General features: G+C 59.3%; 20 protein-coding genes. 13 read left to right on the top strand and 7 right to left on the bottom strand.

Annotated features, from left to right (window positions below):
• Window positions 1–77: 77 nt before the first annotated feature.
• Complete coding sequence (locus MO767_RS19960) at window positions 78–1,466, bottom strand: PLP-dependent aminotransferase family protein (RefSeq protein ID WP_282481899.1); 1,389 nt, start codon at window positions 1,464–1,466, stop codon at window positions 78–80.
• A 349-nt stretch (window positions 1,467–1,815) separates the two neighbouring features.
• Between MO767_RS19960 and MO767_RS19955 the strand changes: the two genes are divergently transcribed.
• The 6 genes from MO767_RS19955 to MO767_RS19930 all read left to right on the top strand — a co-directional run bounded on the left by MO767_RS19955 (window position 1,816) and on the right by MO767_RS19930 (window position 10,123).
• On the top strand, window positions 1,816–3,021 hold the full coding sequence (locus MO767_RS19955) for a benzoate/H(+) symporter BenE family transporter (RefSeq protein ID WP_282481898.1): 1,206 nt from the start codon (window positions 1,816–1,818) through the stop codon (window positions 3,019–3,021).
• Window positions 3,018–4,190 carry an FAD-dependent oxidoreductase gene (locus MO767_RS19950; protein ID WP_282481897.1) on the top strand — a complete coding sequence of 391 codons (1,173 nt, stop codon included), beginning with the start codon at window positions 3,018–3,020 and terminating at the stop codon, window positions 4,188–4,190. Before MO767_RS19955 ends, MO767_RS19950 begins: the two co-directional genes overlap by 4 nt.
• Before the next feature lie 30 nt (window positions 4,191–4,220).
• Window positions 4,221–4,652, top strand: coding sequence for a Rid family detoxifying hydrolase (locus MO767_RS19945; protein ID WP_282481896.1), 432 nt, complete (start codon window positions 4,221–4,223; stop codon window positions 4,650–4,652).
• 120 nt (window positions 4,653–4,772) lie between these two features.
• Window positions 4,773–6,026 (top strand): threonine synthase, encoded by a 1,254-nt coding sequence (gene thrC, locus MO767_RS19940; RefSeq protein ID WP_282481895.1) that lies wholly within the window; start codon window positions 4,773–4,775, stop codon window positions 6,024–6,026.
• An 11-nt stretch (window positions 6,027–6,037) separates the two neighbouring features.
• Complete coding sequence (gene glyA / locus MO767_RS19935) at window positions 6,038–7,276, top strand: serine hydroxymethyltransferase (RefSeq protein ID WP_282481894.1); 1,239 nt, start codon at window positions 6,038–6,040, stop codon at window positions 7,274–7,276.
• 435 nt (window positions 7,277–7,711) lie between these two features.
• The gene (locus MO767_RS19930) at window positions 7,712–10,123 is read left to right on the top strand and encodes a glucose/quinate/shikimate family membrane-bound PQQ-dependent dehydrogenase (RefSeq protein ID WP_282481893.1); all 2,412 of its coding nucleotides are present in this window, start codon (window positions 7,712–7,714) and stop codon (window positions 10,121–10,123) included.
• Window positions 10,124–10,210: 87 nt separating this feature from the next.
• On the opposite strand, the gene MO767_RS19925 is transcribed toward MO767_RS19930, so the two are convergent.
• From MO767_RS19925 to MO767_RS19910, 4 genes are read right to left on the bottom strand one after another with little or no spacing between them, the layout of a single operon-like run.
• Entirely contained in the window at window positions 10,211–10,630 is a 420-nt protein-coding gene (locus MO767_RS19925) for a group 1 truncated hemoglobin (RefSeq protein ID WP_282481892.1), read from the bottom strand.
• The gene (locus tag MO767_RS19920; protein WP_282481891.1) at window positions 10,630–11,493 is read right to left on the bottom strand and encodes a DUF3034 family protein; all 864 of its coding nucleotides are present in this window, start codon (window positions 11,491–11,493) and stop codon (window positions 10,630–10,632) included. The genes MO767_RS19925 and MO767_RS19920 overlap by 1 nt, the downstream gene beginning before the upstream one ends.
• A gap of 3 nt (window positions 11,494–11,496) precedes the next feature.
• Window positions 11,497–13,854 (bottom strand): EAL domain-containing protein, encoded by a 2,358-nt coding sequence (locus MO767_RS19915; RefSeq protein WP_282481890.1) that lies wholly within the window; start codon window positions 13,852–13,854, stop codon window positions 11,497–11,499.
• Window positions 13,838–14,515: a methylamine utilization protein gene (locus MO767_RS19910; protein ID WP_282481889.1), complete on the bottom strand. Its 678-nt coding sequence runs from the start codon at window positions 14,513–14,515 to the stop codon at window positions 13,838–13,840. Before MO767_RS19910 ends, MO767_RS19915 begins: the two co-directional genes overlap by 17 nt.
• 335 nt (window positions 14,516–14,850) lie before the next feature.
• Here MO767_RS19910 and lon point away from each other — a divergent pair, with 335 nt between their 5' ends.
• The 6 genes from lon (at window position 14,851) to cmoB (ending at window position 21,030) form a co-directional block, all read left to right on the top strand.
• Window positions 14,851–17,268, top strand: a complete 2,418-nt coding sequence (gene lon, locus MO767_RS19905) for an endopeptidase La (RefSeq protein WP_282481888.1) — start codon at window positions 14,851–14,853, stop codon at window positions 17,266–17,268.
• 205 nt (window positions 17,269–17,473) lie between these two features.
• On the top strand, window positions 17,474–17,866 hold the full coding sequence (locus MO767_RS19900) for a protease inhibitor I42 family protein (protein ID WP_123368345.1): 393 nt from the start codon (window positions 17,474–17,476) through the stop codon (window positions 17,864–17,866).
• A gap of 2 nt (window positions 17,867–17,868) precedes the next feature.
• The gene (locus tag MO767_RS19895; RefSeq protein WP_282481887.1) at window positions 17,869–18,501 is read left to right on the top strand and encodes a lysoplasmalogenase; all 633 of its coding nucleotides are present in this window, start codon (window positions 17,869–17,871) and stop codon (window positions 18,499–18,501) included.
• Between the two features lie 151 nt (window positions 18,502–18,652).
• The gene (locus MO767_RS19890) at window positions 18,653–19,138 is read left to right on the top strand and encodes a hypothetical protein (RefSeq protein WP_282481886.1); all 486 of its coding nucleotides are present in this window, start codon (window positions 18,653–18,655) and stop codon (window positions 19,136–19,138) included.
• 159 nt (window positions 19,139–19,297) lie between these two features.
• A complete protein-coding gene (gene cmoA / locus MO767_RS19885) occupies window positions 19,298–20,077 on the top strand; it encodes a carboxy-S-adenosyl-L-methionine synthase CmoA (RefSeq protein ID WP_282481885.1) in 780 nt (259 codons plus the stop codon).
• On the top strand, window positions 20,074–21,030 hold the full coding sequence (gene cmoB, locus MO767_RS19880; RefSeq protein ID WP_046049261.1) for a tRNA 5-methoxyuridine(34)/uridine 5-oxyacetic acid(34) synthase CmoB: 957 nt from the start codon (window positions 20,074–20,076) through the stop codon (window positions 21,028–21,030). The genes cmoA and cmoB overlap by 4 nt, the downstream gene beginning before the upstream one ends.
• Window positions 21,031–21,176: 146 nt before the next feature.
• On the opposite strand, the gene tadA is transcribed toward cmoB, so the two are convergent.
• Window positions 21,177–21,674, bottom strand: a complete 498-nt coding sequence (tadA, locus tag MO767_RS19875) for a tRNA adenosine(34) deaminase TadA (RefSeq protein ID WP_282481884.1) — start codon at window positions 21,672–21,674, stop codon at window positions 21,177–21,179.
• Window positions 21,674–23,050 carry a multicopper oxidase family protein gene (locus MO767_RS19870; protein WP_282481883.1) on the bottom strand — a complete coding sequence of 459 codons (1,377 nt, stop codon included), beginning with the start codon at window positions 23,048–23,050 and terminating at the stop codon, window positions 21,674–21,676. The genes tadA and MO767_RS19870 overlap by 1 nt, the downstream gene beginning before the upstream one ends.
• A 247-nt stretch (window positions 23,051–23,297) precedes the next feature.
• Here MO767_RS19870 and MO767_RS19865 point away from each other — a divergent pair, with 247 nt between their 5' ends.
• The gene (locus tag MO767_RS19865) at window positions 23,298–26,357 is read left to right on the top strand and encodes a membrane-targeted effector domain-containing toxin (RefSeq protein ID WP_282481882.1); all 3,060 of its coding nucleotides are present in this window, start codon (window positions 23,298–23,300) and stop codon (window positions 26,355–26,357) included.
• The last annotated feature ends 28 nt before the right edge of the window (window positions 26,358–26,385 follow it).

Raw genomic sequence — 26,385 nt, 5'->3', positions numbered from 1 at the left:
TCGTCAGAGGCTGAATTAACTGTAGGCTAGTTGGCCATCATCTGAGGGGACTAGCGTGAGGAGATAGCGCCGTCGGTTTAGTAATAACGTCGCGGGTCCGAATCGATCAGGCTGGCCAGCTTGGTCAGGGCAAACCTCAATTCGTCCTGGCTGGTGGGCGACATCAACACCAATCGCACGCAGCGGGTAATCCCGCTACGTTCGGCCTGGAACTGGGTGCCACTGAGGACCAGCACGCCATTGGCACGGGCCAGCATGGTGAATTCGTCGCTGGTCCAGGGCTCGGGCAGCGTCAACCAGACATGGTAGGAATACGGCTGGGTCTTGAACTCGAAATTGGCGAAGATTTCCCGAGCGATCGCCTGGCGCCCAGCGGCTTCGTTGCGCTGAATACGGATCAGCTTTTTATCCAACCCCTCTGTGATCACGTTGCTGGCCAGCTGAGCGGTCAGCGGCGACGGCATCCAGACGCTGCTGCGCACCATCGAGGTCAGGCGCGACAACAGTTTCGGCGGGCTATAGAGATAGCCAATCCGCAAGGCCGGCATGACCGACTTCGACAGACTGGTCAGGTACACCGAACGATCTGGAGCGAACGCCGACAGTGGCTTGATCGACGGATCGGTGGCCAGAAAACCGTAGATGTCATCGTCCAGAATGATGAAGTCGAACTCCTCGGCCAACGCCGCGATTTGCGCTCGACGTTTTTGCGACATGAGCGCGGCCGTCGGGTTCTGGCACGTCGCCACGCAGACCAGCATCGCCGGTTTCTCACGCTGGCACAGTTCGCGCAGCGCTTCAGGAATGATCCCTTCATCGTCCATTGGCACGCCACGCAGACGTCGCTCCAGACCATGGGCCAGGGAAATGATGCCGGGGTAGCAAAGCGCCTCGCAGAGCACCAGATCACCGGCGTTGGTCAGCGCACTCATCGCGACCATCAAACCATGCTGTGCGCCTGCGGTGATCACCACTTGCTGCCATTGCGCATCGGGCAATGAATGGCGCAGCCACTGTGCGCCCGCCTCGCGATGAGCCGGATGACCGCCATCGGGAGCGTAATCGAGGGCTCGGGCAAAATCCGTGCTCTTGGCCATGCCCACCAATGCGTCGCGCAACCAGTATTCCAGGGTTTCGCTGGAAGGCTTGATGATCGAAAGATCCAATAATTCGGACTGCCCCAAATTCAGCGGGGCGGCACTGTTGCTGGCCGGCAGTTCCAGCTGCTTCTGGCTGAGCACATAAGTGCCACGCCCCACTTCGCCCTGCACCAGACGTCGCCGATGGGCTTCGCTATAGGCCCGGCTGATGGTACCCGGCGTGACATTCAGCGTGGTGGCCAGCTCCCTCAGGGTCGGCAGACGATCACCTTCGTTCAACACGCCGTTGCTGATATCGCGCGCCAACGCGTCGGCAATCGACAAATACATCGGCTGGCTGAACTCGCTTAGCTGAGGAACCCACATGAATGATCGCTACCCATCGTAGAAATGAGGAATATCCGAGCATATCACATGGATGTTAGGCAGCTAATAAATCGACTCAATCTACACATTGAATCGATTGATTCGACTAGTTAATCAAGAAACACCCTTGACCATGAATATTTTTAAACAACATTTTTTACTTAATAATCAAGTAGTTATTTGAAAAAGCGCTGGCAAACAGGCACGAATAGCAAAAAAACATCTCGTAACAACCTCTCGCCCTATTGAATCAGTTCAATCCATTCAAATACACTCATCGCGAATCGAAGCAATCGACTCAATATCACTCCTGAATCACCGCGTGTCAGCCACGCCAAGTCGAGAAATCATGGACACACTCAGAAAGGATATATCCCTCTCAGCGATCATTGCAGGCCTCATCGCCGTGATCATCTCCTATGCCGGCCCGCTGATCATCGTGTTCCAGGCGGCCCGCGAAGCGCACCTGCCCAATGATCAGGTGTCGTCCTGGATCTGGGCCATTTCCATCGGCAGCGGCGTGACCGGCCTGCTGTTGAGCTGGCGTCTGCGGGTTCCGGTGATTACGGCATGGTCGACACCGGGTGCGGCGTTGCTGGTGTCGATGCTGCCCACGGTCTCCCTGCCCCAGGCCATTGGCGCCTATGTGGTGGCTTCGGTGATTATCGCGGTGGTCGGCCTTTCCGGCGCGTTCGACAAATTGATGAGTCGCCTGCCCAAAGCCATCGCCGCCGCCATGCTCGCCGGCATCCTGTTCCGTTTCGGCGCCGAACTCTTCACCTCGATCAAGCTGCAGCCGGGCCTGGTGCTGTCTATGATCGCGGCGTACCTGATCTTCAAACGCTTTTCACCGCGCTACGCCATCCTGTCGGTATTGATTGTCGGCTGCGCCGTGGCTGCCTCGTTCGGCGAACTCAACAGCGGATCGATCACCATCGATGTCGCCCACCCGATCTTCATCGCCCCGCAGTGGAGCTGGCACGCGATCATCAATATCGGCCTGCCGCTGGCCCTGGTCACCCTGACCGGGCAATACGTGCCGGGCATGGCGGTGATGCGCACCGCGGGCTACAACACCCCGGCGCGCTCGATCATTTCTGTCACGGCCATCGGTTCAATTTTGATGGCGCCATTCGGCTCCCATGGCTTGAACCTCGCGGCCATCACCGCCGCTATCTGCACCGGCCGCGAAGCCCATGAAGATCGCGACAAACGTTACATTGCCGGGATCGCCTGCGGGGTGTTCTACATTCTGATGGGCACCTTCGGCGCGACCCTGGCGTCGGTGTTTTCCGCCTTGCCCAAAGAGCTGATCGCCTCCCTCGCCGGCCTGGCCCTGTTCGGGGCTATCAGCGCCGGGCTGACCGGCGCCATGGCTGACGAGAAGCAACGTGAAGCGGCGCTGATCACCTTCCTGGTCACCGCCTCGGGCATGAGTTTCCTGGGGCTGGCCGCTGCATTCTGGGGGCTGATCTTCGGGCTGGTGGCGCATTTCGTACTGACCTACACCCGGGAAAGCAAAGCCGCCGCCGTCACCGAGGGCAGCCGACCATGACCGCTCGTTACGACTTCATTGTGGTCGGCGGCGGGATTGCCGGGGTATCTGCCGCCTATGAACTGGCGGCTCACGGCAGCGTTTGCCTGCTTGAACGCGAACAGCAACTGGCCTACCACACCACCGGGCGCTCGGCGGCAATTTCCATGGAAAGCTACGGCAACCAGCAGATCCGCTCGCTGACCTGTGCCTCCCGGAGCTTTTTCGAGAATCCGCCGTTAGGGCTCGCCGAACATCCATTGTGGGCGCCACGGGGTGCCTTGATCGTGGCCCAGGCGGCGCGCGTGGATAAGTTGAGCAGCCGTTTCACCGCGGTTCTCGGGCAGGTGCCAACGGCGCAATTCCTCGACGAGAAACAAGTCCTTGAGCTGGTGCCTTACCTGGCAGAGGGCGCGTGGAGCGCAGGGATTTTCGAACCCAGCGCCTTCGATCTCGATGTGCACGGCATTCATGGCGCCTACCTTGGCGGTCTGCGCGCTCGCGGCGGTGTGGTCAAACGTGAGGCCGAGGTGCTGCGAGGCCAATACCGCGCCGGTCACTGGACTTTGCACACCCAGGATGGCCAGCACCTCGAGGCCGCGATTGTGGTCAACGCCGCTGGCGCCTGGGCCGACGAATTCGCCGAGCGCTGCGGTTTGCCGAAGGTCGGTGTGCGGCCACTGCGCCGCACGGTGCTGGCGGTCGATCCGCAATGCGACGTGCACCAGACGCCGTACCTGGGAACGGTCGACGAAGACATTTTCATCAAACCGGAAGCCGGACGCCTGATCGTCTCGCCTTGCGATGAAAGCCCGTCATTGCCTTGCGATGCCTTACCGGACGAGCTCGACCTGGCCATCACCATGGATCGCCTGCAAAGCACCACGAAGCTGCGCCCTCGCTCGATCATCAATAAATGGGCAGGCCTGCGCACCTTCGTAGCCGATCGCTCGCCGGTGCTGGGGCAGGACCCGCTTCAGGAAAGTTTTATCTGGCTCGCCGCACTGGGCGGCTACGGCATTCAGACCGCACCGGCGATTGCCCGGCTGTGCAGCCACGCCGCACTGGGTAGCGCGATGCCGTCCGACCTCGCGGCCCTGCACCTCAACTACCAACATTTTTCCCCGGCGCGTTGCCGCGACGAGGAGTTCTCGGCCCAGGCCGTGCGGCAGGTTGCCGATTTGCACTAACCCCCAACCCATCTAACAAGGAACGTCATCATGCAGACCAACGCTCAACTCCAGCCCCTCGCCAAATCCTTCCTGGGCGAAGAAAACGTCATCTTCACCGACAAGGCTCCGCTGCCGCTGGGCACTTACTCCCAAGGCATAAAAGTCAGCCACGGACAGACCATCTATCTGTCGGCACAGACCCCGGTCTCGGCGCTTAACAACGAAGTGCTGGCCACGGATTTTGAAGGGCAGCTGCGTCAGACCCTGGACAATCTGGTGCAAATGGCCGAAGCCGCGGGCGGCACCCTGGCGAACGTGGTCAAGGTCACCGCGTTCATCACTGACCTGAGCGAATTCCCGACCCTGAACCGGGTCATGGAAGAGTACTTCACCCAACCGTATCCAGCCCGCACCACCGCAGGTGCCAGCGCCCTGGCGCGCAATACCCTGGTCGCCATCGACGCCATCATGGTGGTCTGAAAAAAACCTTCAGGCAGCGAAGTGCCCATCGGTCCAGCGCAGCGCAGTGATCTGCGGGTCCCGCGCTGGACCGACGTCGGCAGGGAAAGCACCAGCACAGCGCACTTTAAGGGGTTGGCCATGAAGAAGTCTTACAAAGAATTTGTGCTGCAGTGCCTGGCATGCGAACGCAGCTACCAGCCACATGAAGTCAGCTACTACTGCCCCCATTGCAAAATCGATGGCGCCCTCGATGCGCTCTACGATTACCCGACACTGGCGCGCGAATGGTCAAGGGACAGCCTGGCTCATGACCATGCCCGGGGCATGTGGCGTTATGACCGGCTGATGCCGCTGAGCTCCACGCAGTTCATTCCGCCATTACTGGTGGGTAACACGCCGCTGTATTCACGCCCCGATTTGCTCGGCAGGGGCGCGCCGATCAAGGTGTTTATCAAGGACGAATCCCGACAACCTACCGGCTCATTGAAGGATCGCGCCAGCGCCCTTGCTGTGGCCCACGCAATGCAAACCGGCGCACGTACCGTCGCCGTCGCCAGTACAGGCAACGCCGCCTCGGCGCTGGCCGGAATGAGCGCGAGCCTGGGCCTGCGCAACGTGATTTACCTGCCCCGAAGTGCGCCCCGCGAGAAGCTCGCACAAATGCAGGGCTACGGCGCCGAGATCGTACTGGTCGACGGACAATACGACGAAGCGTTCGAACAATGCCTCGACGCCTGCGAAACTCATGGCTGGTACAACCGCACCACCGGCATCAATTCGTACATGAGCGAAGGCAAGAAAACCGTGGCTTTCGAGATGTGCGAACAGCTCGGCTGGCAGGTCCCGGACCTGGTGTTTGTCCCCGTCGGCAATGGCTGCATCCTGGGCTCGGTGTACAAAGGCTTTTTCGATCTGCTGCAACTGGGCTGGATAGAGCGCATGCCACGGCTGATAGGCGTACAGGCGCAAAACAGCAATTTCATGTATCGGGCCTGGAGCAGCGGCCAGCCGATGCAACAAACCGAGCGCATCACGCCTACCAGTCTTGCCAGCAGCATCAACGTGGCCTTGCCTCGCGACCGCCTCAAAGCCTTGCGCGCGGTAACGGCCAGCGAGGGCGAGTTCATCTGTGTCAGTGACCCGAGCATTGTCGCAGCAGCATCGAGACTGGCCGCCAGCACCGGTGTGTTCCCCGAAGCCGGGGCCGCCAGCGCCTTCGCCGGCCTGCTCAAGTACGCCGAAGAACACCCCGACACGCCGCAGACCGCCGTGGTCCTGATCACGGGCAGCGGTCTGAAAGACACGTCCATTTTTCTCTCCGACAACAAGACAAGCCTGTCACGGGTGTTGCCGCATCACGCGCCAGCCCCATTGGCCGAAGCACTTATCTAAGGAATAACTCCATGAGTCTGCAGAATTTCGACCCCGTCATCGCCCGCCTGATCGGCCGTGAACGCAACCGTCAGGAAACCCATCTGGAGCTGATCGCTTCCGAAAACTACGTCAGTGAAGAAGTGCTGGAAGCCCAGGGTTCGGTGCTGACCAACAAGTACGCCGAAGGTTACCCGGGCAAGCGCTATTACGGTGGCTGCAAGGTGGTCGATGAGATTGAAAGCCTCGCCATCGAACGCGCCTGCAAACTGTTTGGCTGCGACTATGCCAACGTCCAGCCGCACTCTGGCTCGCAAGCCAACCAGGCTGTGTTTCTTGCGGTGCTCAACCCCGGCGACACCATCCTGGGCATGTCCCTGGCCCATGGCGGGCACCTGACCCATGGTGCCTCAGTGAACTTCTCCGGCAAGCTCTACAACGCGCTCTCTTACGGCCTGGAAAAATCCAGCGAAACCCTCGACTACGCCGAGATGGAAGCCCTGGCCCGGGAACACCGGCCGAAAATGATCATTGCGGGGGCCTCGGCGTATTCCAGGACCATCGACTTCCAGCGTTTTCGCAACATCTGCGACGAAATCGGGGCCTACCTGATGGTCGACATGGCGCACTACGCCGGGCTGATCGCAGCCGGCCTGTACCCCTCGCCGGTCGGTATTGCCGATTTCATCACCTCGACCACTCACAAAACCCTGCGCGGCCCTCGAGGCGGTCTGATCCTGGCCAAACGTGAATACGCGGCTTTGCTCGACAAAACCATATTCCCGGTCTATCAGGGTGGGCCTCTGATGCACGTCATCGCCGCCAAGGCCGTGGCGTTCAACGAAGCCCTCGGTGATAAGTTCAAGGGCTATCAGCAACGCGTCATCAACAACGCCAGGACCATGGCGAACATTCTTACGAAACGAGGCCTGCGGGTGGTATCAGGTGGTACCGACTGCCACATGTTCCTGCTCGATCTGCGCTCGATGAACATTACCGGCAAAGATGCCGAGGCGTTGCTCGAGAGCGCCCACATCACCTTGAACAAGAACGCGATCCCCGACGATCCGCAAAAACCGGCGATCACCAGCGGCATTCGCATTGGCACACCAGCCCTGACCACGCGGGGCTTCGGTGAAGCCGAATGCGCCGAAGTGGCCAACCTGATTGCCGATCTGCTTGAGCAACCGACCAATACGGCACTGCTGGAAAAAGTCCGCTGCCGGGTGATGCATTTGTGTGAATGCTTCCCGGTCTACCTGTTGAATTAACGGCACTGAAACATACCGGGGCGGACGCTTTAGTCCGCCCTTTTTTTTGCACGATCAGGCACTGCGGCGACAGGTCGAAGCCGACTGTTACGAAATCCGAAAAGATGCATCACAGTAAAAGCGCTTTCTGTATTTGTAACAGATCATTATCCTTGTCCCCTTCAAGCTGAAACGCTTCTGCTGCCCGCTACATTCCTGCCGTTTTGCGCTCATCCCCCAGAAAAAGATCAATAATTTCATTTCTATGCCTTATCTGAAAAATTCGCGAGATAGCGCTGTCTGCACGCCTGTTGCCCGTCGAAAATCCCTGAACCTGATTGGCGGGATCAAGGGAATGCGGCGCCCAAACACTTTTATATGAACCCTGCCCGCACAGGATCGTCATCTACAGTGAACTTGCGCGGGATTACTTAAAACGTCACGGAGAACCACACTATGAGCACTGATGGTGCTTTGAGTCGAAGCCGTCTGCTGCCGAGCCTGCTCGGTATCCTGCTTCTGCTAATGGGCCTGGCTATGCTGGCCGGAGGGATCAAGCTGAGCATGCTCGGCGGCTCGCTGTATTACCTGCTGGCCGGTATTGGCCTGGCGCTGACCGGCGTGCTGCTGATTGCCGCTCGCCGCGTTGCACTGGGCCTCTACGCGCTGGTGCTGTTCGCCAGCACCGCTTGGGCCTTGTGGGAAGTCGGCCTCGATTGGTGGCAACTGGTGCCGCGTCTGGCCATGCTGTTTGCGCTGGGCATCGTCATGTTGCTGCCGTGGTTCCGCCGTCCGCTGTTGCTCACTGGCCCTGCGCCGATGGGCACCGGCGCACTGAGCGTGGCCGTGGTGCTGGCGGGCGTTGCCGCGCTGGCCAGCCAATTCACCAACCCCGGTGAAATCAAAGGCCAACTGGACCGCGACAGCGTGCCGGGCATGACCAACACCGCCCCGGCCATGCCCGACGGTGACTGGAACTCCTACGGCCGCAGCGCTCACGGCGATCGATACTCGCCACTGGCGCAGATCACCCCGCAGAACGCGAACAAACTGGTGCCGGCCTGGACCTTCCGCACTGGTGACCTGCCAGGGCCGAACGACCCGGGCGAAACCACCGCCGAAAACACCCCGCTGAAAGTCAACGGCATGCTCTATGTCTGCACGCCGCACAGCCAGGTGATCGCGCTGGACCCGGACACAGGCAAGGAAATCTGGCGATTTGATCCGAAGCTCTCCACGCAAAACGCGGCGAACTTCAAGGGTTGGGCGCACATGACCTGCCGTGGCGTGACGTATCACGATGACGCCGTTTATGCGTCGGAGCAAAGCCCGAGCGGCACCGCCAACCCTGCGCCGGTCAGCAGCGTCTGCCCACGCCGGATCTTCCTGCCGACTGCCGACACCCGTCTGATCGCCCTCGACGCCGACACCGGCAAAATGTGCGAAGACTTTGGCGACAAGGGCCAGGTTGATCTGCGCGCCAACATCGGCGGCTTCAATGCGGGCGGTTACTACTCCACCTCGCCTCCAGCGGTCATTAAAGACCTGGTGGTGATTGGTGGCCACGTCACCGATAACGTCTCCACCGACGAGCCTAGCGGCGTGATCCGCGCGTTCGACGTGCACACCGGCAAACTGGTGTGGAACTGGGACAGCGGCAACCCGGACGACACCACGCCGATTGCCGAAGGCAAGGTCTACACCCGCAACTCGCCGAACATGTGGTCCATGTTCGCGGTCGACGAAAAACTCGGCATGCTGTACCTGCCGATGGGCAACCAGACCCCGGACCAGTTCGGTGGCGCACGCACCCCTGAATCGGAACTGCACGCCGCCGGCCTGACCGCCCTCGACATCGCCACCGGTAAAGTGCGCTGGCACATGCAGTTCACCCACCATGATCTGTGGGACATGGACGTCGGCGGCCAGCCAACCCTGATGGACCTGAAAACCGCAGACGGTGTTAAACCGGCGGTACTCGCGTCCACCAAGCAAGGCAGCATCTACGTGCTGGACCGCAGCACCGGCAAGGCCATCGTGCCAATCAACGAAGTGCCGGTGCCACAAGGCGCTGTTGAAGGTGATCACACTTCGCCAACCCAACCGAAATCCGACCTGAACCTGATGCCACCGCCGCTGAAAGAACGCGACATGTGGGGCGTCACCCCGTTCGACCAACTGATCTGCCGGATCGACTTCAAATCCATGCGCTACGACGGCCCGTTCACGCCGCCATCACTGCAAGGTTCGATCGTGTATCCAGGCAACTTTGGCGTGTTCGACTGGGGCGGCATCTCGGTTGACCCGGTGCGTCAGATTGCTTTCATGAACCCGGACTACATGGCGTTCAAATCGAAACTGATCCCAGCCGCCGAAATCGCGGCCCAAGGCCCGCGTAAAAGCGAAACCGAAGGCGTGCAGCCGAACAAGGGCGCGCCATACGGCGTCGTCCTCGAACCCCTGCTCTCGCCAGTGGGCCTGCCGTGCCAGGCACCCGCCTGGGGTTACGTGACAGCGGTCGACCTGACCACCAGCAAAATCATCTGGAAACACAAAAACGGCACCGTGCGCGACAGCTCGCCGGTTCCGATCCCGCTGAGCATGGGCGTGCCTAGCCTGGGCGGCACCTTCACCACTGCCGGTGGCGTCGCCTTCCTGAGCGGCACCCTCGATCAGTACCTGCGTGCCTATGACGTGAAAAACGGCAAGCAACTGTGGGAAGGCCGCCTGCCAGCCGGCGCGCAAACCACACCGATGACCTACACCGGCAAGGACGGCAAGCAATACGTGCTTGTTGTTGCAGGTGGTCATGGGTCGCTGGGCACCAAGCAAGGTGACTATGTGATTGCGTACAAACTGTCGGAGTAAGTTTTAGAAGCGGTTAAAGGAAAGGCGACTCCTGTGAGGGGGTCGCCTTTTTTTGTACGCAGCGGGCATAAACGCAATCGGACGGTGTTATTTCTCGATCACATCCGGGCGCATGGGTGCCAGTCTGGCGATCAAGCGGTTTTGTACGGGGACGCTGATGCCCTGTTCATCCATCGCGGCGATAAGGTCTTCGACCAGTGCATTGAAGTCGCTGCGGCTGACGTTCTGACCCTTGTGACTCTCGGCCATGCTATCGCCGGTGTACACACAAGGGCCGCCCGCGTCGACGCAGAACTGTTCGATCAGTTTGTCCCGCAGGCGCTGGATATCAATCTTGCGAAAACGCTCGACGATGCGTTCATCCCTGGCGATTTTCAGCAACATGCCTTCAACAATCCGAGTGATCCCCGGACGCTCGCCGAGGTCGCGGTAGAGGCTGTCGTCCTTGGGCGGTTGCTGTACGCAGGCACTCAACAGCAGCGCCAGAATCAGAGGGAAAATCCGCATCAGAAACTCCCCTGGATCGACAGATACGTGCCGTTCTGGTTATCCAGCGTGGCGATTTCGCCGAGCCGGGCGTAGGCCAACACCACCGAGACATGCTTGTTGGGGAAATAGCCGACAAACAGGTCAGCCCAATCGCTTTCCCCGGAGAACGAGAGGTTGTCTGGTTTCTCTCGATACTCAACGCCAACCGCCCAGCGCGGATTGAACAGCACCGCGACCGAACCTTCTTTCAACAGGCTGCGCGTGTCGCGACGATCACCGCCAAACCCCAGCAACCCCAACTCGTTCGAACGGCTGTAACGCAAGCTGCCATTGACCAGCAGGTTGTAGCCAAACGCTGCGCCCATGAACAAACGACTGGCAGCCAGATAACCTTCGGTATCGCTGTTACGCTTGGCGCCGACCAGGCTGGGGATCAAAAAATCACGCTGATGTTTGTATTCCAGTCCCAACGAAACCTGCGGCATGTCGTCGTAGATCACGTCGCCAAACAGCCGAACCTTCACCCCGAGCACGTCCTGGCCAAGGCTGTCTTGCGGCAGGTTCAGCTTGTGCACCAACGACCCGAGATCAAAGCGTTGCCGGGCAAAGGACAATTCAACGCGGTTGTCATAGGCCAACGCGAGACCCGCCACATCCAGCCGATAGTCCGGCAGGTTGACGGTGGTGGCGAACGCCGTGGCGCCCCACTCATTCTTTTCGCCATAACCGGCGAGCACCGCCCACGGCGTGATGCCACCGCCCGCCGTACCTTCGAGGCTGCTGGCGCCGCCGGTGGCGATCAGACGACCGTTATCGGCCACGGCGGTTTGCAGGGTCAGGCCGACGAGACAGCCGAGCCACAGGGAGAAATGTGAAGTCATGAATCAATGAACCATGGAAGTTTGAGCGCTCAGGGGCAACGCCACCCAAGCTTCGAATGCCGCCGCGCTCAGCGGGCGACTGATGAGATAACCCTGCGCCGTGTCGCACTGCCAGCGTTCGAGCAAACGCAGGCTGTGGGCATATTCAACGCCCTCGGCCACCACTTTGAGTCCCAGGTTATGGCTCATTTCGATGGTCGAACGAACGATCACCGCGTCCTCGCTGGTTTCATCCAGATCGCGAACGAAGGACTGATCGATCTTCAACTCTTGCACCGGCAAACGCTTGAGGTGAGCCAGCGATGAGTAACCGGTGCCGAAGTCATCCACCGACAAACTGATGCCGCAATCACGCAACCGATGCAGCACTTTCAGGGCTCGCTCCGGTTCACGCATGACCGCGCTTTCGGTGATTTCGAAAATCAATTGTTCAGCCGGCAAGCGATAATCCCGCAACAGCGCCGAGACCCGCTCGGCCAGGTCATCACTGAGCAAGTCCTCGGCAGAAATGTTCAGCGACAGCTGCAAACGCAGGCCCCGGCGATTCCATTCCGAGAGCTGGCGCATGCCTTCGCCGATCACCCAATTAGTCAACGTTTGAATGCTGCCGGTGCGCTCGGCCAAGGGAATGAATTCTGCCGGCGAGACCATGCCAAATTGCGGATGCTGCCAGCGCAGCAAGGCTTCGGCCTGGCGTACATGGCCTTTGCTGATGTCGAGTTTGGGCTGGTAATGCAGCAGGAATTCGCCATTGCTTGCGGCGTGGCGCAAGTCACGGATCAGGGTGATCTGGCGGCGATGTACGAGGTCACGGCCCTGTTCGTAGATTTGCAGGCGACCGGGCAATTGTGCCGCGTCTTTCATCGCAATCGCGGCGCGCTCCAGCAAGGTGTGCGCGCTCAAGCCATCCACGAGATAGGCCGCGATGCCCATACGACACTCAAGCATCAGGTCATGGCCGTTGATGCGTTGGGGCTTGAGCAACAATTGTTGAAGCTCATCGGCCACCGCCACAGCTGCGTCACTGTCCATGCCATCGAGTAACAACAGGAATTCATCGGCAATCAAATGCGCCACGGTATCGCCGGGGCGCAGCGCGACTTGCAGGCGCTCGCCGGTCTGGCGCAGTAGTTGATCGACCGACTCAGGGCCAGCGGTTTCATTGATCGTCCGCAGGTTATCGATGCCCATGTACACCAGCGCCATCGGTCGTTGTGCGGAGATCGCACTGCCCAGGCGTTCCATCGCCAGCGCGCGATTGGGCAGGCCGGTGAGTGGGTCGTGCAAAGCGTTGTGGGCCAGTTGCAGTTCACGCTCGGCGATGCCGCTTTGCATGGAATTGAACGCCGTGGCGAGCAGGCCCAGTTCATCGCTGCGCTTGAGGCTGACCGGCGTCTGGTAATCGCCCTGACCAATCCGCTCGGCGGCCTCGGCCAGCGCGCGCACCGGTTGCGACACACCACGGGCCAGTAACAAGGCGCCGGCCAGCGAGCCGAGCAACGCCACCAAGGCAATGCCGAGGATCTTTTCATCCAGCGGCGCGAAGGCTTGCATCGCTGCATCCAGGGGACTTTGCAACAGCGCGATCACTTGGTTATCGCTGCCTTGCGGAGCACTCGCCAGCATCAACGACTGGCCGAGGAAATTCTGATCGTGAAGCTCACTCAACTGCAACTGGCTGCCCTGCCGACTGCCGAGCATCAAACGCATGAGGCTGTCGTTCATGGCACTGGGCTGGGTGCTGACCAACTCGCCGACGTGCTGGCGATCGACGGTGAGGAACGACACTTCAAGGTTGGTCAGCGACTGCAATTCAGCCGCCCAACTTGCGTCCATGCTGAACCCCATGACCACCCGAGCGATCGGCAGCGGCGCCAGCACCATGGCTTCCACCAACAAATGCGGCTTGCCCTGCAACGGCACGATCACCATGGTCTGTTGCGTGCGTCGGGCTTCTCGCAAGGCTTGGTCGTAGCGGAACGGCGTACCTTCGACGACGTCATCGAGAGTGCTGGCCAGGACCTTGCCGTCCATGCCCAGCAAAATCATGTCGCTGGCATTGATGCGTTTGCCATGGTTGAGCAGCACCGAGGCCATGGTCGCCGCGTCGCCGCTGGCCACCGCTTCGCGAAAACCGAAATCCGCCGCGAGCAACTGCGCGCCGTCGGCCAGCCGTCGGCCCCGCACTTCCAGTAACCGTTCGAATACCCGTGTGCCGACTTCCAATTGCGCACTGGCCTGGCCGCGCACCGCCGAGTTGGTCGCCGCCTTCACGCTGAAGTACAGCGCGCCGACCACCACCAGCAACAGCAGAATCAGGACACAGGCGACCCGCGCCTGAAAGCTACTGCGTAGTTTCATGGGCGGCTCGCTTAAAGGCATCGCCAAAGGCACTCGGTGCCGGCACGGTCGGGGTTTGCTTGGCCTGGACCTCGATGATCAGGGTGAAGGCCTGCGTGAGGCCGGCCGCAGCGATTTTTACTTCGCCGCCGTCGACCGGTTGCATCCCCGAGGCCTGCGGGTGCCAGAGGGTGGCGTGATAAACCCCGGCCGGCGCGTCGAGGGTCAATTGGCCTTGGGCGTCGGTCACGCCAAAACGCGGGTCATCGGTGACGTAGACGTAGCCGAGCATCCAGTCGTGAATGTTGCAGCCGAGCACCACCACGCCAGGTTTGTCGAACAGCACCGGGTCGGACGGCGTGCCTTCGTACAGCCGCAGTTCAAAGCGCTTGGCCGGCGAAAACGAATAGACCTGATGGCGGATGTTGTCACTGTTGGGAAATTTGATCGGCGTGCCGGTGTGCACCGCCAACACGTGGGGCGCGAATTGCTGGCTGCGCTGGTCCATGTCGGCCTTGAGCGCGCCCACCGGCAGACCGACCGGGCCTTTCAGGGTGACGACCGCATCGGCCAGGGATTTGCCATTTTGATCGTGCATCTGGATTTTCAGCGGCGCGGCATTGGCCAAACCATTGAGGCAGAGCGCTGCGGCTATGAATAAAGCAGAAATCAAACGGACCATGATGATTCCAAAAACGTCAGGGAGTCGAAATGGCCTGCCTTGGCGTAGGGTCGTACTGATGAGCTACACGAATCGAATCACGCCTGAAATAAGGCCAAGTGCCATCGTTGAATGCTACAGGACAGATCACCGCTCGTCCGATTAAAACCTATGCAGCTGATCAGCTTCTGTACAGGCTATCGACCATAAATCCGAAAGCTGAAGAGGACAGCGTCCGGCCTTCGACGGCACGACGCTGTCAAAAACCTGAACACACACCCGGAAATATCCCCTGCCATTGAAACCACCCCCCACCTGCCCCATCTAACACCCATATCCAATTGCGCAGGTGCCCCATGAGCGACCAGCAAGAATTCCCGGAAGACCCGAGCGAATACGCCGACCCAGAGAACGCCGAACACCACTCCACCGGCAAAGGCCTCGCCCTGCCAGGCCAGAACCTGCCAGACAAGGTCTACATCATCCCGATCCACAACCGCCCGTTCTTCCCGGCCCAAGTGCTGCCGGTCATCGTCAATGAAGAACCGTGGGCTGAAACGCTGGATCTTGTGAGCAAATCCGATCACCACTCCCTGGCCCTGTTCTACATGGACACGCCCCAGGAAGATCCGCGCCATTTGGACACCTCGACCCTGCCGCTCTATGGCACCCTGGTCAAGGTGCACCACGCCAGTCGCGAAAACGGCAAGTTGCAATTCGTCGCCCAAGGCCTGACCCGCGTGCGGATTAAAACCTGGCTCAAGCACCATCGCCCGCCGTACCTGGTGGAAGTCGAATACCCGCACCAGCCCACCGAGCCGACCGACGAGGTCAAGGCTTACGGCATGGCGCTGATCAACGCGATCAAGGAACTGCTGCCGCTCAACCCGCTATACAGCGAAGAGCTGAAGAACTACCTCAATCGCTTCAGTCCCAACGATCCGTCGCCGCTGACCGACTTCGCCGCCGCCCTGACCTCGGCCACCGGCAGCGAGCTGCAAGAAGTGCTCGACTGCGTACCCATGCTCAAACGTATGGAAAAAGTCCTGCCGATGCTGCGCAAGGAAGTCGAAGTCGCGCGCCTGCAAAAAGAGATTTCTGCCGAAGTCAACCGCAAGATCGGCGAACATCAGCGCGAGTTCTTCCTCAAGGAACAACTCAAGGTCATCCAGCAAGAGCTGGGGCTGACCAAGGACGACCGCAGCGCTGACATCGAGCAGTTCGAGCAACGGCTGACTGGCAAGGTTCTGCCCGCTCAGGCGCAAAAACGCATCGAAGAGGAAATGAACAAGCTGTCGATCCTCGAAACCGGTTCGCCGGAATACGCGGTCACCCGCAACTACCTCGACTGGGCGACTTCGGTGCCGTGGGGCGTGTACGGCGAGGACAAACTAGACCTCAAGCACGCACGCAAGGTGTTGGACAAACACCATGCCGGCCTCGACGACATCAAGGACCGCATCCTCGAGTTCCTCGCCGTCGGGGCCTACAAAGGCGAGATCAGCGGCTCCATCGTGCTGCTGGTCGGCCCGCCGGGCGTAGGTAAAACCAGTGTCGGTAAATCCATCGCCGAATCCCTCGGTCGGCCGTTCTACCGCTTCAGCCTCGGTGGCATGCGCGACGAAGCCGAGATCAAGGGCCACCGCCGCACCTACATCGGCGCGCAACCGGGCAAACTCGTCCATGCGTTGAAAGATGTCGAAGTGATGAACCCGGTGATCATGCTCGACGAGATCGACAAGATGGGCCAAAGCTACCAGGGCGACCCGGCCTCGGCACTGCTGGAAACCCTCGACCCGGAACAGAACGTCGAATTCCTCGACCACTACCTGGACTTGCGTCTGGACCTGTCGAAAGTGCTGTTCATCTGCACCGCCAACACCCTGGACTCGATCCCCGGCCCGTTGCTGGACCGGATGGAAGTGATTCGCCTGTCGGGTTACATCACCGAAGAAAAAATCGCCATCGCCAAACGTCACCTGTGGCCCAAGCAACTGGAAAAGGCCGGCGTGTCCAAAGGCAGCCTGAGCATCAGCGACAGCGCCCTCAAAGCGTTGATCGACGGTTACGCCCGTGAAGCGGGGGTGCGGCAGTTGGAAAAACAACTGGGCAAACTGGTGCGCAAAGCCGTTGTGAAACTGATCGACGAGCCGAAAGCGGTGATCAAGCTCGGCCCGAAAGACCTCGAGTCCTCACTCGGCCATCCGGTGTTCCGTAACGAGCAAGTGCTGTCCGGTACCGGGGTCATCACCGGGCTGGCCTGGACCAGCATGGGCGGCGCGACCTTGCCGATCGAAGCCACGCGCATTCACACCCTGAATCGTGGCTTCAAACTCACCGGGCAATTGGGCGATGTGATGAAGGAGTCGGCGGAAATCGCCTACAGCTACGTCAGCTCCAATCTGAAGTCGTTCGGCGGTGATCCGAAGTTCTTCGACGAAGCTTTCGTTCACTTGCACGTCCCGGAAGGCGCCACCCCAAAAGACGGCCCGAGTGCCGGCGTGACCATGGCCAGCGCCCTGCTCTCGCTCGCCCGAAACCAGGCACCGAAAAAAGGCATCGCCATGACCGGCGAACTGACGCTGACCGGGCATGTACTGCCGATTGGCGGGGTACGCGAGAAAGTGATTGCCGCGCGGCGGCAGAAGATTTTTGAATTGATTCTGCCGGAGCCTAATCGCGGTAGCTTTGAAGAATTGCCGGATTATCTGAAGGAAGGGATTACCGTGCACTTTGCCAAGCGGTTTGCGGATGTGGCGAAGATATTGTTCTGATAGTCATGTAGCGCCTGCACCACCGTCATCGCGAGCAAGCTCGCTCCCACAGGTTTATCACTGTCCCCTGTGGGAGCGAGCTTGCTCGCGAAGACGTCGGCACTGACGACGCTCAACTCTCGGCCACCTCAGGCGTTGCCGTCACACTTTGTCTCATCTTCAGTTATGCTCGCCGTTCGTCGTGAATGCCGGAGCCACTGACCTTATGTCCCCCACCCGCCTGTTTGTCCCCCTCGCCCTCTCCTTGCTGGCCGCGTGCGCCACGCAACCGAAACAGAACGTGACCGTGGAAAAACAAAGCGAATGCCCGGTAAAACTGCACAGCGGGCAAAACCTGATCCTGACCCTGCCAAGCAACCCGACCACGGGTTACCGCTGGGCGATCCAGGATTCGGCCGGTGGCGTATTGCGCGCACTCAGCCCCGAGGTCTACAGCAACCCGCAAGACGCGGGGATCGTTGGCAGCGCCGGCCTCTCGACCTGGCGCTTCCAGTCCTTCGCCGCTGGCACGGGCCGTTTGCGCCTGACCTACTCACAACCCTGGGCACCGGAAGTACCGGCAGTGGAAACCTTCGACTGCGCAATCTCGGTTAACTGATCGTGGGCTGGCTGATTCTGGCGCTGATGGGCGCGGTGACGTTCCTCTACGGCGTCAGCGTGCACGCTGCGTTGCTCGGTCTGCTGGTCAAACCATTGCCGGTTTTGGCCTTGCTCGGCTGGTTACATGACGCACCGCCCAGCGAATATCGCCGCTGGATCAGCCTTGGACTGATTTTCTCCCTGCTCGGCGATGTGTTGCTGGCATGGCCGGTGGATTTGTTTGTGTTCGGGCTTGGGGCGTTTTTGATTGCCCACTTGGCGTATCTGAAGGCCTATTTGAGCGATTGCCGGCGGGTGGCGTTGTTGCCATTGCTGATTGCGCTGGGTGTTGGCGCGGTGCTGCTGGGGATTTTGATTTCCCACGGACTGGGTCCATTGTTGGTCCCGGTGATTGTTTATGGTTTGGCCATTAGTGTGATGCTTTGGCGTGCACTGGCTCGACTCGGCACTGACGTGCCCAAACGCTCGGCGCTGCTGGCGGCGGCAGGTGCGGTGGCGTTTGTGTTTTCCGACAGCGTAATCGGCATCAACCGCTTCGTATCACCATTCGCCGCCGCGCCATACATCATCATCCTCAGTTACTGGTTGGGACAATGGGGCATTGCAGCCTCGGCATTTAATAAAGACAAATAATAACTTAGCCAGGTTTCATAACCATAAAATCGACAAGGTATTTCAAAACATTATAAAAACCTGTTAGATCTGACAGTAGCTCAGATTTCCTAGCCTACTTACTATTCCAGTGGCGTTATCCAACCACGAACGTAAACCAAGGAAGAAAATCATGAGTCTTTTTAAAAGCAAAAATTCGACACTTTCTTTAGACCCCTTTGTCAGCGTCAACTGCGATATTGAAGCCAAGGTTTCAAACCGCGTAAAGTTTCACACTCAAAACTTCCAGTTCGTCAAAGACATTAACAGCAACTTGATTGGTTTTATCGGTCGAGCCTATGAAAACGGCTTTAACGATTCCAAAAAAGGGATGGTGTTTACTTTTTCCAGTGACATTCAGTCCGGCACCTATTCACCCACCGACCCAAACTTTCCATTTGACACATTACATTATTATGAATCTGGAGCTAACGACGACGATACGACTCTTTACACCTACAAACCCGAACGAGGCACTATTAACGTCGAAGTAGTCGAGAACAACTCCGAGACATTGCGCTACATCATCAACTTTGACTTCAAAGGCAAAGACCACAGGACCGAAGAGCTGCGCATCGTTGGCAAAGCCGAATTCAACGTTTTCATGCGTCCGTTATGATCTCGCTCTAAACAATGAATGACCAAGTCTTGCTTCTCGACTTGGTCATTCATTTGTCGTTTCCAAATGCTCTCTGCAGCCAAGGCCCCATCTGCCCCCTTAGCAAATTCCCCACGGTTTATCAGACAACCCAAGCATCCCCCCATCAATTTGGCTAAAATGCCGGCCTTTTCCACCTACACCGCTGGAACCGCCGTGAGCAAAGAATCCGATCGCCTTTTCGCCCAGCCTTTGGCCCAGGTGCCTGACTTCGCCTTCAACGAGGACGTGGTGCGGGTGTTTCCGGACATGATCAAGCGCTCGGTGCCGGGTTATCCGACCATCGTTGAAAACCTTGGCGTGCTCGCCGCGCAGTTCGCCCAGCCCAACAGCGTTCTTTACGACCTGGGTTCGTCCCTCGGTGCCGTGACCCAGGCCTTGCGCCGACACGTACGCACTGACGGCTGCCGCGTCATCGCTGTGGATAACTCGGCGGCGATGGTCGAACGCTGCCGCGAATACCTCAACGGTCAGGACTCGATGTTCCAGGAGTTGCTGCCCGTTGAAGTGATCGAAGGCGACATCCTGGCCCTGCAATTCGAGCCAGCCTCGGTGGTGGCGCTGAACTTCACCCTGCAATTCATCGCCCCGGAACAGCGCACGGCGTTGCTCTCGCGTATCCGCCAATCGCTGTTGCCCGGTGGCGCGCTGATTCTGTCGGAGAAGCTGCGCTTCAACGACCTTGAAGAACATGCGCTGCTCACCGACCTGCACGTCGCGTTCAAACGCGCCAACGGCTACAGCGAACTGGAAATCGCCCAGAAACGCAGCGCCATCGAAAACGTCATGAAGCCCGACAGCCTCGAAGAACACCGCGAGCGCCTGCTGGCCGCCGGGTTCTCGAAAGTCGTGCCGTGGTTCCAGTGTCTTAACTTTGCCTCGTTGATTGCCTTGCCATGATTGATCTGTCCCCCCTCGCCCGCCGTTTGGCTGGCACACCGCTGGCCGACTGGGCCAATACTCTGCAAGCGCAACTCGACAAGAAAATGGAAAAAGGTCACGGCGACCTGGAGCGCTGGCAGAGTGCGTTGGACGCTTTACCAAAAATTCAGCCGAGCGAAGTCGATCTGCTTAACGGCCTGACGCTGGACACCGATTGCGACGACGAAACCCGCGCTCAGATGCGCACTGCGCTGATGGGTTTGTCACCCTGGCGCAAAGGGCCGTTCGACCTGTTTGGCGTGCACGTCGATACTGAATGGCGCTCGGACTGGAAGTGGTCGCGGGTTGCACCGCATCTGGATCTGAAGGGTAAACGCATCCTCGATGTCGGCTGCGGTAATGGCTATTACATGTGGCGCATGCTCGGTGCCGGGGCCGACAGTGTGATTGGTGTTGACCCGAACTGGCTGTTCTTCTGTCAGTTCCAGGCGGTGCAGCGTTACCTGTCCGAACCGAATGCCTGGCACCTGCCGTTCCCGTTCGAAGACCTGCCGCCGAACATGGAAGGCTTCGACACGGTGTTTTCCATGGGGGTGTTCTATCATCGCCGCTCGCCGATCGAGCATCTGCTGGCGTTGAAGGATTGCCTGGTCAAGGGTGGCGAACTGGTGCTGGAGACCCTGGTGATCGAGGGCGATCAGCAGCAGGTATTGGTGCCGGAAGACCGTTATGCGCAGATGCGCAACGTGTGGTTCCTGCCGTCGGTACCGGCGCTGGAGCTGTGGCTGCGTCGCGCCGGGTTCACGGATGTTCGCTGTGTGGACGTGAGCGTGACGACGGTCGAGGAACAGCGCGGGACGGAGTGGATGAAGTACCAGTCGCTGAGCGATTTCCTTGATCCGGAAGATCACAGCAAGACGGTTGAAGGGCTGCCGGCGCCGATGCGTGCCGTGATCGTCGCCCGCAAATAACCCCCGATCTTCCAGACACCAGAAAAACCTGTGGGAGCGAGCTTGGTCCGGGCGGCGATCCGACGATGGCGGACGAACCTTCAGCATCGTCGTTGACTGAAAGGGCGCCTCATCGCGAGCAAGCTCGCTCCCACAGGGGACGGTGTTTAGTCTGCTGGTTTGGCTCTTCGAGCCTTGAAGAACTCGCTCAACACCGCCCCGCACTCCTCGGCCAACACTCCGCCTTCGTACAGCACCCGGTGATTCAAAAATCCCTGGGTAAAAAACTGCCCCTGACTCTGCACAACTCCGGCCTTCGGCTCCAGCGCCCCATACACCACCCGCGCAATCCGCGAATGCACGATCAGCCCAGCGCACATGCTGCACGGCTCAAGCGTCACGTACAGCGTGCTGCCAGGCAGACGATAGTTGCTGGCTGCCAACGCGGCAGCGCGAATCGCGACCATCTCGGCGTGAGCACTCGGGTCGTTGCCGCTGATCGGGCAGTTGAAACCCCGGCCGATGATTTCACCATCCTGAACCAGCACCGCCCCCACCGGCACTTCACCGAGCGCCGCGCCTTGGGCGGCCAGGGCCAGGGCTTCGCGCATGAAGTCGCGATCACGGCTGCGGTCGATGATTGCCGTCGGGCGTATCTGACGCATCATGCCACCTCGATGGCGGCCATCAGGCCGGTTTCCATGTGATCGATCACGTGGCAGTGGAACATCCAGATCCCTGGGTTATCCGCCACCAGCGCCACTTGCGCGCGTTCGTTCTTGCCCAGCAAGTAGGTGTCAGTGAAGTACGGAATAACCTTGTGCCGGTTGGAGGCGATGACCTTGAAGCTCATGCCGTGCAGATGAATCGGGTGTTGATACTGAGTCATGTTTTTCAATTCGAAAATGTAGCTCTTGCCCTTCTCAAGCTTGGCAATCGGGCGGTCGGCGCAGGTTTTGTCGGTGATGTCCCAGGCCTTGCCGTTGATCTGCCACAGGCTCGGCGGCTTGCCATTGTCGACGTTCACCGACACTGAGCCAACCCATTCGAAATTGAAGTTGAGTTTCTCCGCGTTGGCCAGGTCTGGCTCGGCCACCGGGTTGGCGGGCAACGCGGGCGGCCATTCGGTCGGTGCATCGGCGTTCACCACCGAACGGAACGTGCCCAGTCGTACCGGGCCATTGCGCAGGGACAGTTCTTCCCCGGCCGGCGGTGCCTTGATCGCCAGGCAAATACGCATGCCCGGGCCAAGCCAGTATTCCTTACCCAACGGGCGCGGTTCGATGGGGTTGCCGTCCAGCGCGTAGATCTGCGCTTCGACACCGGGGATGTTGAGTCGGTAGGTCAGGGTGTTATCGAGGTTGAGCAAGCGCACCCGGGTGATCTGCCCGGCGGGCAACTCGATCACCGCTTGCGAGACACCGTTGATGGTCGACAGGCGCCCCGCCGTGCCACCACGGGCCGCTTCGCGAGGAATGCTGAACGCGACAAAAGCGCCCTCTTCGTCGACGTGCCAGCTCTTGAGGCTCACAGTCTTTTCGTACTTGAAGCCGGTAGGCTCGCGCTCTTCGATGATCAACGGGCCGACCAGCCCGCGACCGAGTTCTTCGCTGCTGTTCACATGCGGGTGATACCAGTAGCTGCCGGCGTCGGGCACGCGGAATTTGTAGTCGAAGTATTCGCCCGGCAGCACTGGAAGCTGCGAGACGTAGGGCACGCCGTCCATTTCCAGCGGCAGGCGAATGCCGTGCCAGTGAATGGTGGTCGCCACCGGCAGGTGGTTGATGAAACGTACCCGCAGCCATTCGCCCTGACGCACGCGCAACTCGGTGCCCGGCGCCGACGGGCCGAACGCCCAGGCTTCGGTCTTGTGCCCTGCCACCAGTTCGACGTCCAGCGGTGCGGCGATCAGCTCATAGTCGTGGCCCGCGTCGGCGTCGGCCATCTTGCCCAACCAGTACCGCGACGCGCCCCCCGCTCCGACACCAACGACAACAAGACCGGCCAGGCCACCGAGGATTTGGCGACGGGTAAAGGACATGAACGCGACTACCTCACTTGAAAGCGGCAGGCCTGAGCCCGCAAAAGGCGAATACGATACACCTGCAACTGCGAAACAGTAAGAGCAGCGCGACCATGGGCCGCAGAACGAGGACTACCTGACAAGGCTCGATGTCCTACTCAACGCCTGCGCAAGCAGCCACGGCTATCGTCCCGACGGCCTACAGATCGAGCTGAGCTTTCTTGAGATAGTGAGCGACCTTCCACCCGCTTTCAAAGAGAGAATCATGGACGATTCCAACGACACATTCGTGCCCGACGCCACCGACGTATTGGCGCTCCACGCCCTGATCCCCGGCCTGGTCGCCGACTGCCCCGATATGTACGCCATGGCGTATCAGGTCGCCAAAGATATTCTGCTCCAGCACAACATCACCGACATCGAGCCCGACAAGGTCTACTGGCACCGATTCCGCGCCGCGCAAAGCAGCTCGAAGACCTTTACCGGTTGGCAACACGTGTTTGAAAAACCCAGGGAGTCGATGACCTTCCCGCAACTGGTCATGCAGCGCTTCAGTGTCCACGACCAGGACAATGCTGACCTTCTGGACGCTGACAGCGGCTTCTATCGCGCCGATGGCAATGCCGAAAACTACGACGAAACCAACGAAATTCGCCTGCATGCCAGGGATGCGCTGAAAGCCTTCTGGGACATCAACTTCAGCGACCGCTACAAGACTGCCATCGCGACGTTCTGGGAAAAACACAGCGCCAACTTCCGCGCACTGGCCAAGTGCACCTTTATCTCCAAGGCCATCGACGACTATGAGAAGGGACACCTCACCCGCGAACACTTCACTACCGTGCTAAGGGCTGTCGTCGGCAATGTGAGCCGGCCACTCACCCGGCAAATGCTGATGGACGAGGCGCCAGCGGTTAACGGTCTAGCCATCCGCAAGTTTTGTATCGATCAATTCGTGTCGACGGACATCCTCTGCATCGCTGACGACAGTGACCTGAACATTCTTTACGTTCCAGGCGAACCCAGAGGTTTCCACTGTTTCACCAGCGTCGAGGAGTTGCACCAATGGCTGGTCGATGAGGTCAAGGACGCCGAAGGCCGTGAGCGCATGCTGATGCACTTCAAACAGGAGGAGCGCGACATTCTTCAGGAAAGGCCAACCTCACTGGGACACAAGCTCGCCAACTTTACCGGCATCGGCCTGATCATCCACGGGTTTGAAGAAACGCCAATAGATAATGTCGGACTCACCCATGCGTATGACGTTTTGCCCAGCGAACATAACGTCGCCGACTATCATCTGCTGCACTACCGAGGCGAAAAGATTTCCGGTGATGCGTTCACCCACCTGAACCAATCGACCCATGAGCGCATGCTCAGCGACGCCAATTTCCTCCTGCGCTCCAACGGCGAGATCAGGAAAAAACTGTGGATAGGCTATCTCAATGCCTTCAACCACACCTTCGGGCCCATGGCCGCCCTTGCATGGCCGGCAGCGCTTGTCGTCATAGGCGCTGGCATCGCCAATGTCGGGCTTCACATCGACCAGGCCATCAACGGCACCACTCCAATGGAACGCAAGGCGGCTGTCACCGCAGCGATTTTTGGCAGCGTGGATGCCCTGTTCAATTTGCCGTTTTTGAGGGGCGCAGCCGAACTTGCCGAAGCCGCCGAATTCTCAGAGACAGCAGAGGCCGAAGAGGTGCTCACGTCCGGGCAGGCGCCGAAGACAGAAGTGGAAACAGGCCTTCCCCTTCCCGTCGAACCTGTCGCATCTGGCCCGACCGACGCCGACATACTGGGCCCGTTTGAAACCAACGAGATTCTCGATGGCTATTACCCGGTCAGTGACGAAGGTAAATTCCAGGGCATTTATCAACCCGAAACCGGGGGTAACTACATTGCCATTGGCGACAGCTTTTACCTGGTGCGTTACAACAATGAATTGAAAAGCTGGGCAATCGTCGACCCGACTAATCCTTACTCCTTTTTCCGCAACATTCCCGTGCACTTGAATGAAGCCGGTGAATGGGTGCCGATCACACGTCCCGGCCTGCTCGGTGGTGGTAAGTTTGCCGATCTGTTTGCCAGGGCCGAGCCTGCCCTGCCCGACTTTGACGCCGCGCCAACCCCTTACGATGTTCCGCTGGAAATGAAACCCGCGCTCAAGCAGGCGGCCGAAGGCAATGCATTGAAATGGGACTTGAAAGACGGATTTGTGGATATAAACAACCCGGACAACGAGTTCGAGTCCTTCAAAAAGCTACGCCGAAAGCTGCACGACGACGCCGTCGCTTACTACTCAGACCTGCACCTGCCACCCAGACCAGAAATTCCATCGTTCAACCCGACAGCCAGGTTCAAGGATGTCATCAAGACCCTGTTCAAGCGATCAACCGGCCTGGTAATTGGCGAGAGTCATTCGAGCGTCGGCAGCAAGCAGGCGTTGATCGAGAACATGAAAGTACTGCGTCAGCAAAAGGTCAAAACCCTGTATATGGAACATCTGCTGACAGATTTCCATCAGGCTGATCTGGACGTGTTCAACAGGACGGGCGTGATGTCGGAAAACCTGGAACGCTATCTCAAGGACCTCGATGAAGGGTTCGAGACGGATCCCGGCGGTGAATTCACCTTTGAGCAAGTCGTCAGGACTGCACAAAAGAACCACATCCGCGTTCAAGCCATCGACTCCATGGCCAGCTATCGCAGCACTGGCATGACACCGGCAGACAACCACTTCCGACAGAAGATGATGAACTACTTTGCCCACGAGGTGATCAGCGCAGATCAGATCGCACGAGGTTCCCATCGCTGGGTGGCGCTGATGGGCAACAGCCACGCCAACACCTATGAGGGCGTAGCGGGCGTCAGCGAACTCGAAGGCAGCATCGGGCTGCGTATTGAAGACGTGGATCTGGATGAGCTTACCGGTATCAAGGTCGATCCTGGCGTTTCGGACGAAGCTCGACCTGGGCGGGCCGCCGGCTTTGCAAAAAATGACCTGCTGCTGCAAATCAAGACGCCACAGAGCGTGATCCTTGCACGAAGGTTGAACTCCGGCCTGCCCAACGCCGGCATGTACACCCTCGATACCAGTACCGATCAAGCTTTGCTGATACACCGCAGCTCGGACATCGAAGTAAACGGCTTACTGAAAAAAGGCCCCATTGTTCGCACCCCGGTCCTTCGAGATCGACAAGGGTTCTACATAAAACGAGAGTCCTGGCCGTGGATCAGCGGTATACGTTTTGCTCGCGTAGCGGGCTTGAGTGGCGCTCTCGATAGACACGGTATGACCCTCGTCCGCTTGTCAGACGTCTAAACCGCAAAAGGCCGCGTGAACACTGTTC

This window comes from Pseudomonas sp. UYIF39 (genome assembly GCF_029963765.1).
In the GTDB taxonomy this organism is placed as follows: Bacteria; Pseudomonadota; Gammaproteobacteria; order Pseudomonadales; family Pseudomonadaceae; genus Aquipseudomonas.
This window is presented reverse-complemented; position numbering and strand designations above follow the sequence as displayed.

Excerpts from the sequence above, each read along its gene's own strand:
- cmoA (WP_282481885.1), top strand. The coding sequence starts at position 19,298 with ATGCCGGCCTTTTCCACCTACACCGCTGGAACCGCCGTGAGCAAAGAA.
- MO767_RS19955 (WP_282481898.1), top strand. The coding sequence starts at position 1,816 with ATGGACACACTCAGAAAGGATATATCCCTCTCAGCGATCATTGCAGGC.
- MO767_RS19915 (WP_282481890.1), bottom strand. The coding sequence starts at position 13,854 with ATGAAACTACGCAGTAGCTTTCAGGCGCGGGTCGCCTGTGTCCTGATT.
- MO767_RS19910 (WP_282481889.1), bottom strand. The coding sequence starts at position 14,515 with ATGGTCCGTTTGATTTCTGCTTTATTCATAGCCGCAGCGCTCTGCCTC.
- MO767_RS19925 (WP_282481892.1), bottom strand. The coding sequence starts at position 10,630 with ATGCGGATTTTCCCTCTGATTCTGGCGCTGCTGTTGAGTGCCTGCGTA.
- MO767_RS19900 (WP_123368345.1), top strand. The coding sequence starts at position 17,474 with ATGTCCCCCACCCGCCTGTTTGTCCCCCTCGCCCTCTCCTTGCTGGCC.
- MO767_RS19930 (WP_282481893.1), top strand. The coding sequence starts at position 7,712 with ATGAGCACTGATGGTGCTTTGAGTCGAAGCCGTCTGCTGCCGAGCCTG.
- MO767_RS19920 (WP_282481891.1), bottom strand. The coding sequence starts at position 11,493 with ATGACTTCACATTTCTCCCTGTGGCTCGGCTGTCTCGTCGGCCTGACC.
- MO767_RS19890 (WP_282481886.1), top strand. The coding sequence starts at position 18,653 with ATGAGTCTTTTTAAAAGCAAAAATTCGACACTTTCTTTAGACCCCTTT.
- MO767_RS19865 (WP_282481882.1), top strand. The coding sequence starts at position 23,298 with ATGGACGATTCCAACGACACATTCGTGCCCGACGCCACCGACGTATTG.
- MO767_RS19950 (WP_282481897.1), top strand. The coding sequence starts at position 3,018 with ATGACCGCTCGTTACGACTTCATTGTGGTCGGCGGCGGGATTGCCGGG.
- glyA (WP_282481894.1), top strand. The coding sequence starts at position 6,038 with ATGAGTCTGCAGAATTTCGACCCCGTCATCGCCCGCCTGATCGGCCGT.
- MO767_RS19960 (WP_282481899.1), bottom strand. The coding sequence starts at position 1,466 with ATGTGGGTTCCTCAGCTAAGCGAGTTCAGCCAGCCGATGTATTTGTCG.
- lon (WP_282481888.1), top strand. The coding sequence starts at position 14,851 with ATGAGCGACCAGCAAGAATTCCCGGAAGACCCGAGCGAATACGCCGAC.
- MO767_RS19945 (WP_282481896.1), top strand. The coding sequence starts at position 4,221 with ATGCAGACCAACGCTCAACTCCAGCCCCTCGCCAAATCCTTCCTGGGC.
- cmoB (WP_046049261.1), top strand. The coding sequence starts at position 20,074 with ATGATTGATCTGTCCCCCCTCGCCCGCCGTTTGGCTGGCACACCGCTG.
- MO767_RS19870 (WP_282481883.1), bottom strand. The coding sequence starts at position 23,050 with ATGTCCTTTACCCGTCGCCAAATCCTCGGTGGCCTGGCCGGTCTTGTT.
- thrC (WP_282481895.1), top strand. The coding sequence starts at position 4,773 with ATGAAGAAGTCTTACAAAGAATTTGTGCTGCAGTGCCTGGCATGCGAA.
- tadA (WP_282481884.1), bottom strand. The coding sequence starts at position 21,674 with ATGCGTCAGATACGCCCGACGGCAATCATCGACCGCAGCCGTGATCGC.